10 protein-coding genes are annotated in these 12454 nt (G+C 40.3%); 6 read left to right on the top strand and 4 right to left on the bottom strand.

The window, feature by feature from the left end; translation table 11 throughout:
• Positions 1 to 126 precede the first annotated feature (126 nt).
• The 3 genes from ACZ5WS_RS02110 to ACZ5WS_RS02100 all read left to right on the top strand — a co-directional run bounded on the left by ACZ5WS_RS02110 (position 127) and on the right by ACZ5WS_RS02100 (position 2619).
• The gene (locus ACZ5WS_RS02110) at positions 127 to 759 is read left to right on the top strand and encodes a c-type cytochrome (protein ID WP_008112717.1); all 633 of its coding nucleotides are present in this window, start codon (positions 127 to 129) and stop codon (positions 757 to 759) included.
• Between the two features lie 747 nt (positions 760 to 1506).
• Complete coding sequence (gene yihI, locus ACZ5WS_RS02105) at positions 1507 to 2091, top strand: Der GTPase-activating protein YihI (protein WP_008112715.1); 585 nt, start codon at positions 1507 to 1509, stop codon at positions 2089 to 2091.
• A 12-nt stretch (positions 2092 to 2103) separates the two neighbouring features.
• Positions 2104 to 2619, top strand: a complete 516-nt coding sequence (locus tag ACZ5WS_RS02100; RefSeq protein ID WP_464710387.1) for a DUF2489 domain-containing protein — start codon at positions 2104 to 2106, stop codon at positions 2617 to 2619.
• A gap of 68 nt (positions 2620 to 2687) precedes the next feature.
• Here ACZ5WS_RS02100 and hemN read toward each other — a convergent pair whose 3' ends face one another.
• Complete coding sequence (gene hemN / locus ACZ5WS_RS02095) at positions 2688 to 4061, bottom strand: oxygen-independent coproporphyrinogen III oxidase (protein ID WP_010390381.1); 1374 nt, start codon at positions 4059 to 4061, stop codon at positions 2688 to 2690.
• Between the two features lie 116 nt (positions 4062 to 4177).
• A complete protein-coding gene (gene yjgA, locus ACZ5WS_RS02090; protein WP_010390384.1) occupies positions 4178 to 4702 on the bottom strand; it encodes a ribosome biogenesis factor YjgA in 525 nt (174 codons plus the stop codon).
• Positions 4703 to 4847: 145 nt separating this feature from the next.
• On the opposite strand from yjgA, the gene pmbA reads away from it, so the two are divergent.
• From pmbA to ACZ5WS_RS02075, 3 genes are all read left to right on the top strand, one after another.
• The gene (gene pmbA / locus ACZ5WS_RS02085) at positions 4848 to 6197 is read left to right on the top strand and encodes a metalloprotease PmbA (RefSeq protein ID WP_138569778.1); all 1350 of its coding nucleotides are present in this window, start codon (positions 4848 to 4850) and stop codon (positions 6195 to 6197) included.
• A 109-nt stretch (positions 6198 to 6306) separates the two neighbouring features.
• The gene (locus tag ACZ5WS_RS02080; protein ID WP_054202561.1) at positions 6307 to 6786 is read left to right on the top strand and encodes a DciA family protein; all 480 of its coding nucleotides are present in this window, start codon (positions 6307 to 6309) and stop codon (positions 6784 to 6786) included.
• Between the two features lie 239 nt (positions 6787 to 7025).
• A complete protein-coding gene (locus tag ACZ5WS_RS02075; protein ID WP_464710381.1) occupies positions 7026 to 9098 on the top strand; it encodes a M13 family metallopeptidase in 2073 nt (690 codons plus the stop codon).
• Positions 9099 to 9183: 85 nt separating this feature from the next.
• On the opposite strand, the gene mutT is transcribed toward ACZ5WS_RS02075, so the two are convergent.
• Both mutT and secA read right to left on the bottom strand, forming a co-directional pair.
• The gene (mutT, locus tag ACZ5WS_RS02070; RefSeq protein ID WP_464710378.1) at positions 9184 to 9582 is read right to left on the bottom strand and encodes an 8-oxo-dGTP diphosphatase MutT; all 399 of its coding nucleotides are present in this window, start codon (positions 9580 to 9582) and stop codon (positions 9184 to 9186) included.
• Positions 9583 to 9646: 64 nt separating this feature from the next.
• Positions 9647 to 12355, bottom strand: a complete 2709-nt coding sequence (secA, locus tag ACZ5WS_RS02065; RefSeq protein WP_464710375.1) for a preprotein translocase subunit SecA — start codon at positions 12353 to 12355, stop codon at positions 9647 to 9649.
• Positions 12356 to 12454 lie beyond the last annotated feature (99 nt).

Raw genomic sequence — 12454 nt, 5'->3', positions numbered from 1 at the left:
AAAACCCTATAATTTATAGGTTTAATGTGTGTAGAAAACGTGCCAGAGAATTTAATATCGTGTAGAATATAAAAATCACAACATCCATATTGTAGATGATACAGGGTCGGAAACAGAGAATTCACCATGAAAAAAATAGCACTATCTTTAACTATATTGCTTGGTGCGTTGTCAGCAAGCAACGCAACAGCATTTGATGGCGATGTAAACGCAGGTAAAGAAAAATCAGCAACGTGTGCGGCTTGTCACGGCCCAGACGGTAATGCGCCGGTTAACATCTACCCAAAAATTGCAGGCCAACACGCAGATTACATATACAAACAACTTACTGAATTTAAATTAGGTATGACTTCGGGCGGTAAAGAAGGTCGAATGAATCCAGTAATGAGCGGTATGGCAATGCCATTGAGCGATCAAGATATGAAAGACTTATCTGCTTATTTTGCTTCTTTGAACATGTCTGAAGGTGCTACACCTAAAGATGTTCAAGAAACAGGCGCCATGTTGTACAAAGCGGGTGACGCTGAACGCGGAATTCCATCATGTGCGGCTTGTCATGGTCCACGTGGTAATGGCTCTTCACTAGCTAAATTCCCAAAAATTTCTTTCCAACATCCAGAATACATCAAGTCACAACTTGAGCAGTTCAGAGATGGCACTCGTAATAACGACCTAAATGGTGTTATGCAAGATATTGCTAAGAAACTTACAGATAAAGACATTGAAACATTATCTAAATACCTAGGTGGTCTACACTAAAGTCGTATTTATTTAGATATTGTTAACATAATACAATGTTAAATAGACAAAAAGCAGCTTTGGCTGCTTTTTTTGTTTCTGAAATGACCGATAAAGCCCCTTCACTTGTAAGACATTGACCATGCTTTAATGTAAGAAAAGTCTCATTTTATTTTTATTTTTTAAGTTAACTTATTGTAACTTATATTTTTTAACCTTTTTTGTTATGTTTTACACAAGAAAAAAGATATAAATTAGTTGTAACAAAATTATTAACGAGTAAATTAACCCCTGTCGCAACAATAATAACAAATAGGAAAACGTTATAAGGATCGTAGCGCGGCACGACTAAATAGCACATTGAGAGTGCTACTAAAGGAAATAACAAAAAAGTGTCAGGAAAGACCGAAAATAATAAAAACTCATGGAAGTTTAATAATAAAAACAAAATGGAATGCTACACGGAAGATAAATAATAATAATACGGATAAAGAAATAATAATAAAAATAATAAAGACTAAAAAGTCGAAGGGAGAAGTGTCCATATAATGGCGCTCAGATTAGCAGGCGGTAGAGATGTTTTCTCTACCGCCTTTTTATTTGTCCTGTTACAATACCCCCGTTTAAAAAAAGCATCTAAATATGCTTTGGCGTATATAGAGAAACCCAACCTCTAAAACGCAAACCGAATTCTTCTGGCTAGGCCAGCATCGCGATGCCCATTGAGTTGCGCCTCGCTCAAAACCTCTTAAGTGAGACGATCAAGATATGAGTAGAAAGAAAAAGTCACGTAAAATTCCATCAAATGGACCCGTTCGTTTAAGCCAAGATAAGCTTAAAGAAATGCGTGCATTGAAAGAGCAACGTGTAAAGAAAACCAAAGGCGCTAAGCCTGGTTCACGTAATGCACCTGATGCATTGAGTAATGACACTCAAAAAACAGGTTCGGCTGCTAAAGACAAACGTGTTGGTAGTAAAAAAGCAGTACCATTAGTTGCCCCAGCCGCTGAACCAAAAGTCGAAATGAAACGTAACCTTAAGCCTGTAGCAGAGCTTAAAAAGGCGATTGAGCCTGAGTTAACGCCTGAGCAAGAATTAGAGGCGCTTGAAAATGATGAGCGCTTGCTTAAATTAGTTGAGCGTCATGAGCAAGGTGAAATGCTAACGGGTAAAGATGCTAAATACTTTAATAGCCGTATAGCGCGTCACCAAGTGCTGTGTAAGTTATTAGGCATTGAAGATGAAGAAGAATTTGAAGATGACTTCAGTGATGAAGAAAGTAATTCAGATTTTGATCAATACCTATCAAACGACCTAGCTAATGAATGGCTAGATGACGACGAAGATAAGTAATAAGGATACGCAATGAGTACAGCAGTGATCTTAGCCTTAGTTGTAGGTGCTGCTATTATAGCGGGCTTGGCATTTTATGCGGGTCAGTTGCTCTACAAGCTAAGTGTGCAAAAAAAGCTAATTAGCAAACAACAGTCAGAGCAACAGCAAAAACTTAAGCAGTCGCGTTTAAAACGTAATGCAAAGCTAGCCGATAGTATTCATTTAATTGCACGTGCGATGAATGAAAAGCAATGTGATTACTCTGAGGGCTGTTTACGTATTTGGGTGCTGATGTCGCAATATAGTTTTGATACTGAGCGTGACTTAACAACTGCATACCCAGGCATTTATAAAATGTACGACGTGGTAAAAGAAATGCCAACTCACGATTCGCGCAAAAAGTACGCTAAAAAAGAAATTTTTAAGCACGATACCGCACGCTGGCGCGCAGAAGAATCACTGAGTGATGAAATTGAAGCTGACTGTAAAAAAATTATTGTTGAGTTTAAAGCAGCCCAAGGCAGCGAAAACGTGGTTTTTAACTAGCACTTAAATTTTACAGCATAAAAAAAGCAGACCTAGGTCTGCTTTTTTTATGCGCGCTATTTTTTAAATTATATAACCCGTGAGAAGCGAGTGGCATTTATTTGTTTTTGTAAGTGCGCATCAAAGCACATACAAATAATACGAATAAATAAATTCCCTTTTGGTGTTACGCTAATTAGGTTGTTTTCTATTGTTACCATTTCATCGGCAATTAATGGTGCGAGTGCCTCTAAGGCATCTTTAAAGTAGTCATTAAAGCTGATTTTATGTCTGTTCGCGAATACGCTCATATCAAGCTCAAACTGGCAAATAAGTTGTTTAATTGCATCCGCTCGAATAAGGTCATCTTGGGTTAAATGCATGCCTTTATTAATGGCACTGCCTGCTTGCTCATCGATTGTTTGGTAATAGTGTTTTAGCTCTTTCTTATTTTGTAGTATGGCTGTGCCTATTTGCGATATTGATGAGACCCCTAAGCCTAGTAAATCACATTCTCCATGGGTAGTGTAACCTTGAAAGTTACGATGAAGTTGGCCGCTATTTTGAGCAATAGCCAATTCATTATCAACTTTTGCAAAGTGATCCATACCTATAAACTGATAGCCCGCCTGTGTCATTTGCTCTAGGGTATTTTTGAACATAGTGAGCTTATTATGGGCACTGGGTAAATCAGCATCTTTTATTTTACGTTGAGCGGCAAAACGATCAGGTAAATGAGCGTAGTTAAATACTGAAACACGGTCGGGGTCTAAAGCAATCAGTTGCTCAATAGTTTGCTTAAAACTCTCAGGTGTTTGTAATGGCAGTCCATAAATCATATCTGCATTAATTGATTTAAAGCCTAATTGTTTTGCTTGGGTAATTAACTGCTTTACCTCATCAACATGTTGAGGGCGGTTAACAGCTAGCTGAACTTGATCATTAAAATCTTGAATACCAAATGACACACGATTAAATCCCATCTCGCTTAAGTCAATCAGCATATTGTCAGCCAGTGAGCGAGGGTCTATTTCTATACCGCGCTCACAGGTATCGCTAAAGTTAAAGTGTTGCTCTAGTAGCTTTACTAAGCGAGTCATTTGGGCTGCGGTCAAAAAGGTTGGAGTACCGCCACCTAAATGTAATTGTTCGACCCGATAATCTTGAAATAGCGGCGCTTGTGCCACGATTTCTTTAGCTAAAAAATCTAGGTAGGTATCAGCTTTAGATTGATGGCGAGTAATGACTTTATTACAGCCACAGTAATAGCAAAGCTGGCTACAAAAAGGAATGTGAATATATAAAGACAAAGCACGGGTTTGCGATGATTCAATAGCGCTAATCAAATCTTGTTGCTGATAGCCGTCAGCTAACGAAAGTGCAGTCGGGTAAGACGTGTAACGCGGGCCCGATACATTGTATTTGTTTATTAAAGTTTGATCCCATTGAGGAAGTTTAATCATCACGCGCACCTTATCTTTTAAGTTGCTGCGTATTGTAAAAAAGGAAAGGGGAAGGGGGTTTGATCTACAACAAAAAAAGGTGCCGTAGCACCTTTTTAGTATGTAACGTGGCTGCGTTACATTATGGCGTCTTTTAAATACTGAAATAGCTCTTTGTAGCCTCTCGCAGGCTTTTCTGCTTTTACTTCTTTGGCCGCATTACGCACCAGTTGGCGCATTTTTTGGCGCTCAAGAGCTGGGTATTGTTCAATTGTTTCGTTGATTAAGTCATCGCCTTGCTCAATTAAATCACTGCGCAGCTGCTCAATCTTTTTGATCATAACCTCTGCTTGGTTATTTTTATTAAGCATTACATCAATGATCGCTTTAATTTCTTCAATGTTTTCTACTGTACGAAGGGTTTTTGCTATGTAATTTAAGTGGCGGCGGTATGCATCACTTTTATTACTAATTTTATCGGCAACAACCATTGCTTCTTTTAAGTCATCATTAAGCGGTAAGCGTTCGCGCTGCTTTTTACCCATTTTGGCAATTTCAGACCCTAACTGATGAAACTCTTGCGCTTCGCGCTTAAGTTCACTTTTTGATACATATATAATTTCTTCTTCAATTTCAGCAGGCTTGCCTTTTTTCTTCGCCATGGGGTGCTCTTAAGTAAAAATAACTTTATCTATTATACGCGATTCTTTTAGTGATTAATATTAGCTGATGTGGTGCAGTGAGTGTGTTAGCATTTAAATATAAAAAATGTGTGCAACATGGCCTTCAGGGCTCAGGACAGAATTTATGAAAAGCCAACACCAAGATCCAATATATTCGCAAATTTCTCAAGTAAAAGATGCCGTTTCTGAAGTACTCGAACATGCTAAAAAACTAGGCGCTACTGCTGCTGAAGCTGCTATGTCGAGCACATCAGGGCTGTCGGTAAGTACGCGTATGGGCGAGGTAGAAACCATTGAGTTTAATCAAGACGGTGGTTTAGGTATTAGCGTGTATGTTGGTAATAACAAAGGCTCCGCCTCTACGGCTGACTTAAATCCAAAAACATTGCGATCTGTGGTCGAAAAAGCCATAGATATTGCTAAATTCACCTCAGATGATCCGTGTAATGGTATTGCTGATAAAGAATTACTTGAGTTTTCGCCTAAAGATTTAGATTTATTTCATCCTTGGGATGTAAGTCCTGAGCAAGGGATTGATTTATGTCATGCTGCTGAGCAAGCCGCATTAAATGCGGATGAGCGAATTGTGAATTCAGATGGTGCTAGCTTTTCTTCACACCAAGGGCTGCGAGTGTATGGCAATAGTCATGGTTTAATTGCAGGCTACCCAAGAACACGCCATAGCATAAGCACTATGGTAATAGGCAAAGAGGGCGAGCATATGCAGCGCGACTCAGCCTACACAATTTCCCGCGATCAAGCAGGGCTAAAAGATGCTGCAAGTGTTGGGCTTGAAGCCGCTGCAGAAACCCTAGCTAAACTAAACAGTCAAAAACTAGGTACCATGAAAGTGCCGGTTATTTTTAGAGCCGATATTGCTAACTCATTGTTTGGCCATTTAGTGTCTGCAATCGGCGGTGGCGCACTGTATCGTAAATCCAGTTTTTTACTGGATAGCTTAGGTACACAAGTGTTCAGCAAAACCGTTAATATTTCAGAGCGCCCACACCTACTAAAAGGGTTAGCATCATCACCTTTTGATAGCGAAGGGGTTAAAACTCTAGACAGAGAAATAATACACGGTGGTGAATTGCAAACATATTTATTAGCGAGCTACGCAGCGCGTAAAATGAATATGACGCCAACAGGCCATGCCGGTGGTATTCATAACTGGTTGGTTGAGCAAACCCATCAGGACTTAGCTACACTATTGAAAACCATGGGCACGGGTTTGTTAGTCACTGAACTTATGGGGCAGGGTGTAAATACCGTGACTGGTGACTACTCTCGTGGTGCAGCTGGTTTTTGGGTTGAAAATGGTGAAATACAGTACCCAGTAAGTGAAATAACTATTGCTGGTAACTTAAGAGATATGTTTAAAGGTATTTCAGCTATTGGTGGCGATATAGAGCGACGTGGTGGTATTCAAACAGGTTCAGTGCTGATTGAGCAAATGCAAATTGCGGGTGCTTAATACCCATCCACAATAATACTTAATTCAGCGAATTGGTATACACCCACTTTGTTTGCTTAAATTAAGCTTAATTTAAGCAAACTTTCCTTTGAGGTTTTTAAGGTGTGATATGGCTAAAGATAGATATGCGCCAAAACCATTAACCGACATTATGGCCGGGCTAAACAACCGTTTAGCAGCCTATGCGGGAAAAAGCCAAGCATTGGATACACAGCAACAACTGTTACGCGATTTTTTAGGGCCTAAGCTAGGCGATAAATGTCGAGTAAGTAATTATCGTGACGGCACACTGATGATAGAAGCTGTTTCAGCTCCTATTGCTCTTAGGCTTAATTATTTAAAAATGGATATGCAGTCTCATTTTAGAGCCGCAGGTATGGCAGAGCTTGGACAAATAAAAATTACCGCCAATCCACAAGCAACTCAACGATTAAGTAATCGTCCTAAAGCGACAGATAGCCAAGCGACTAACTCTCTTAAAATGAGTGAGCAAACGGCTGATTATTTGAATGCGATCGCCGATTCTGCCCCTCCTTCATTAAAAGAAAAGCTGCAGCGCTTAGCATTACATGGCAAAAGTAAGCCCTAGCTAGCCCTCATGCTAGGCTCTTTTTCACGCTTTGAACAAACGCAAAATACTTTGTTACATATTCGATTTTATTGTTATTTAAATCAGGTTTATTATGCTTAGCTAGTGCTTCCTAAATTAGGTTGTAGCTGATGCGTATTTCATTAAGCAGGTAATAGACTGCATCCTATTGTTGTTTTTTTTGAGTTATCAAATCTTAATGAAATGCGTATTTATTCTAATTAATATACGGAATTCTTATGAAAAAAATAACAATGACTGCCGCCAGTATTGCACTGGCGTTAGGTTTGGTTGGCTGCGGCGAAAAGCCACAACAAATGAAAGCAGAATCAACCACAGTAACTGCACCGGTGGCGGCTCCTGATGCGCTAGGTGTTGATTTACAAAATATGGATAAAAGTGTTCGTGCACAGGATGATTTTTATTACCATGTTAATGGTCAATGGTTAGCAAAAACTGAGATTCCAGGCGACAAGTCTAACTATGGGTCGTTCTCACAGTTATATGATGAATCGCAAAAAGCAATGAAAACAGTGCTTGAAAACGCCAGTGCTAATAGTAGTGCAAAACCAGGTTCAGATGAATATAAGATTGGTGCATTTTATTCTAGCTATATGGCTGAAAATGCTCGTGAAGAGTTAGGTATTTTGCCACTTGAGCCAGCTATTAAAAGCATTGATACACTGAAAGATAAAGCCGCGTTGGTCACACTGATGGCACAGCTACAAGTTAAAGGTGGCGATCTTCCTTTTGGCTGGTATGTTAATAATGACGCTAAAAACTCAAGTGAAAATGCGCTTTATGCCTATCAAGCGGGACTTGGTTTACCTGACCGCGACTACTATTTAAAAGATGATGAAAAATTCACAAAAATTCGCGCGGCTTATCAAACGTATATCACCGATATTTTAGCTAAAGCTGGCGTTAATAATGCTGCTGATGCAGCCAAAGCGATATTAGCACTTGAAACGACACTTGCTGATGCACAGTGGAGCCGAGTACAAAGCCGCGATGCAACTAAGTCATATAATAAAATGACGGTAGCTGAAGCTAACGAGTTAATGGGTGAGTTTGATTTGAGCGCTTATTTTGAAGCGGTCGGTGTTGATGCTCAAGAGTTGATTGTGCGCCAACCAAGTTACTTTGAAGCGTTTGCAGCTATTTTCAAAAATACCGACTTAACTGTGTGGCAAAATTATTTAAAATTCCATTTTGTTAGTAATTACGCGCAGTTGCTTAATAAAGATTTAGTAGACTTGAAGTTTAATTTTTATAGCACTACCTTGCGCGGTGTTGAAGAACAAGCACCACTTTGGAAGCAAGCTGTTGATGCATCAAACAGTGTGCTGGGTGAAATTTTAGGCAAAGTGTACGTTAAAGAAAACTTCCCGCCAGAAGCAAAAGCACGTATGGAAGAGTTAGTTGATAACGTAATCAAAGGTTATTCAGTGGCAATTGAAAACCTTGAATGGATGAGCCCTGAAACAAAAGTGGCGGCACAAGAAAAGCTTAATAAGTTTACCCCTAAAATTGGTTATCCAGATAAATGGAAAGATTACTCAGATTTAGCGATTAACCCTGATGAACTTGTCGGCAACTATATTCGCTACAGTGAATGGGCTTATGCAGATATGATTGCTAAATTAGGTAAGCCAGTTGATCGATCTGAGTGGCATATGACGCCACAAACAGTAAATGCTTACTACAACCCAGTGAATAACGAAATAGTATTCCCTGCGGCGATTTTGCAGCCTCCTTTCTTTAATTTAGAAGCGGATGATGCGGTTAACTATGGTGCTATTGGTGCAGTTATTGGCCATGAGTTAGGCCATGGCTTTGATGATCAAGGTGCAAAATACGACGGTGATGGCAATTTACGTAATTGGTGGAGCGAGTCAGACCTTAAGCAGTTTGAACAGCGAAGTGCTGCCTTAGTTGCACAGTATAATCAATATAAACCGTTTGAAGATGCCAGCGTTAATGGTGAGCTGACATTGGGTGAAAACATTGGTGACTTGGGCGGCTTAACCGTCGCTTATAAAGCGTATCAGCTATCGCTGGGTGATTCTAAAGCGCCCATTATTGAAGGCTATACGGGCGATCAACGCTTCTTTATGGGCTGGTCGCAAATTTGGCGTCGTAAATACCGTGATGAAGCATTGCGTAATCGTTTAATGACCGATTCACATTCACCGAGTCATTATCGCGTGATTGGTATTTTGTCGAACATGCCAGAATTTTACCAAGCGTTTGATGTGAAAGAGGGCGATAAAATGTATATCAAGCCGGAAGATCGCGTAAAAATTTGGTAATTTGAGCTGAAATTAGCTTAGACCCATTAATCGCAAAATTAAAAGCCAGTGAGCATGATGCTCACTGGCTTTTTAGTTACTTTTACTAGCTATATTTTGTTTTTATGGCGCTGATTATCTCAACATTAGCAGCAGGAAAATCATAGTTATCAAGTTCGTCAATGCCTACCCATTCGCTTGGTTGCCCTTCTGCGCCATGAGCTTGACCGTTAAAGTTACTGACCACATGCACATTAAGTCGTACGCACTTATCGCCGTAGTCATGCTCAATGGTGATAAGCTCGCTTGAACTATGAATAGTTAACCCTACTTCTTCTAGAAGCTCACGTTTTAGGGCTTGAAACACGGTTTCTCCGGCTTCAACTTTGCCACCAGGAAATTCCCATAATCCACCTTGATGTTGCTCATCTGCTCGTTTACAAATAAACAATGCGTTATTTTTTTTAATAACACCGACTGCGACATTGATGATTACCTTAGTCATTACTTCTCCCTCTAATAGCATAAAAAAAGCGACGCAAGCGTCGCTTTTTATTTTCAAAGTTGTGTTATTTTAATTTGCCACAACATTGCTTGTATTTTTGACCTGAGCCACACGGACATGGATCGTTACGGCCAACTTTTGGCTCGCTACGCGCCATAACCTGAGCGCTTTGTGGTGCTTCACCACCTACGTGCTCTGCTTGTTCATGTTGATATTCGCGAGGGGCATTTTCACTTTTACGGTGTTGCTCTTCTACTTTTTCAACATCTTCTTCAGCGCGAACTTGCACTTTACTTAAAATACCGACGACATCGACTTTTAAGTTTTCTAGCATTTCAGAGAACAATTCAAACGACTCACGTTTGTATTCTTGCTTAGGATTCTTTTGTGCATAACCACGTAAGTGAATACCTTGGCGTAAGTGATCCATTGCAGCAAGGTGATCTTTCCAATGTTGGTCAAGACTTTGAAGCATAATTGCTTTTTCAAACTGACGCAGTACAGAGTCGCCGACCATTTCCTCTTTTTGCTTGTAGGCTTGTTCAACCGCTTCTTCAATACGCTCACGAAGTTTTTCTTCGTATAGCTTATTGTCATCAGCTAACCACTGAGTAATTGGTAACTCAATTAAGAAATCTTGCTTTAAACGTTCTTCAAGCCCTGGTATATCCCACATCTCAGCTAAGCTTTGTGGGGCAATGTATTGATCAATTACACCAGCGAGCACATCACCACGGATAGCAGTAATCGTTTCTGAAATATCACCTTCTTCCAGCAATTCATTACGTTGAGAGTAAACAACACGACGTTGGTCGTTTGCTACATCATCGTACTCAAGTAGCTGTTTACGCACATCAAAGTTACGTGCTTCTACTTTACGCTGAGCGTTTTCGATTGCGCGGTTAACCCATGGGTGTTCAATCGCTTCGCCACGTTGCATACCTAGTTTACGCATCATGTTGGTCATGCGCTCACCGGCAAAAATACGCATTAACGCATCATCCATCGATAGGTAGAAACGGCTTGAACCAGCATCACCTTGACGGCCAGAACGACCACGTAATTGGTTATCAATACGACGTGATTCATGACGCTCTGTACCAATAATGTGTAAACCGCCGGCATCAATTACTGCGTCATGGCGAATCTTCCATGCGGCTTTAATTTCGGCAATTTGTTCGTCAGTTGGGTTTTCAAGTTTTTCAACTTCACTATTCCAATTACCACCAAGTACAATATCGGTACCACGACCGGCCATGTTGGTGGCAATGGTGACTGTGCCTGGTAAGCCCGCATCAGAAACAATGTCAGCTTCTTGTGCGTGGAATTTAGCATTAAGTACGTTGTGCTTAATTTTTTCTTTGCGTAAAAACTGCGACAAGTACTCAGAGCTTTCAATTGAGATAGTACCTACAAGTACCGGCTGACCACGTTCTTGACAGTCTTTAATATCTGCTAGAATGGCTTCGTACTTCTCTTCTTGTGTTAAGTACACTAAATCAGCACGATCATCACGGATCATTGGTTTATTGGTTGGCATAACCACAGTGTCTAAACCGTAGATAGACTGAAACTCAAATGCTTCTGTGTCGGCTGTGCCTGTCATACCTGCGAGTGTTTCGTACAAGCGGAAGTAATTTTGGAACGTAATAGAGGCTAACGTTTGGTTCTCGTTTTGAATTTTCACACCTTCTTTTGCTTCTACAGCTTGGTGTAAACCTTCTGACCAACGACGTCCTTCCATAGAACGACCCGTGTGCTCGTCGATGATGATAACTTCGTTTTCTTTAATAACGTAGTCAACATCTTTTTGATAAAGCTTGTGCGCACGAAGGGCTGCATAAACGTGACTAAGTAGCGTGATGCTCGCTGCTGAGTACAGTGAATCACCTTCTTCAATTAAGCCGCGCTCTGTAAGTAATTCTTCAACTTTTATTTGCCCACGCTCAGTTAGATGAACTTGCTTAGATTTTTCATCGATAGTGAAATCGCCATCGCCTTCAATCCCTTCCTCATCTTCTTTTTCTTGTAGTTCAAGTAAAGGAACAATGGTATTTATTTCAGTGTAAAGCTCTGAGCTGTCTTCAGCTGGGCCTGAAATAATAAGCGGCGTTCGCGCTTCATCAATTAGGATTGAATCCACTTCATCCACTACTGCATAAAATAATGGGCGTTGAACGCGCTCATCAATGCTAAATGCCATGTTGTCACGTAGGTAGTCAAAACCAAATTCGTTGTTGGTACCGTATGTGATGTCAGCTTCATAAGCTTGTTTTTTCTGTTGTGGCATCATGCCCGGAACATTACAACCAACGGTTAAGCCTAAAAACTCAAATAGTGGACGGTTGGTTTCAGCATCACGCTTGGCTAAGTAGTCATTCACGGTAATGACATGAACGCCTTTGCCTGTTAAGCCATTTAAATAAGCAGGGAGCGTTGCAGTTAGCGTTTTACCTTCACCAGTACGCATTTCTGCAATACGGCCTTGTTGTAAAACCATACCTCCTAATAATTGCACGTCGAAGTGACGCATACCGTTTACACGCTTTGACGCTTCACGTACCACAGCAAATGCTTCTGGTAGAATATCGCCTAAGCTTTGTCCGTTATCGTAACGTTCTCTAAACTCAGCTGTTTTAGCTTTTAAATCTTCATCTGAAAGCGCTTCTAGTTGCGTTTCAAGTGCATTGATCAGTGCGACCGTCTTTCTTAGGTTTTTAATAGTGCGGTCATTGCGACTACCAAAAATCTTGGTAAATAAATTAGATATCATGATAAAACCGTTACAATGTGTTTTTTTGCTAGCCGTGCATCGGCTAACCCATTTTTTACAATTGATAATTAATGTATTCTTTAAATTAACCTTTAGGAC

This window comes from Pseudoalteromonas sp. 11L1 (assembly GCF_055397545.1).
This window is presented reverse-complemented; position numbering and strand designations above follow the sequence as displayed.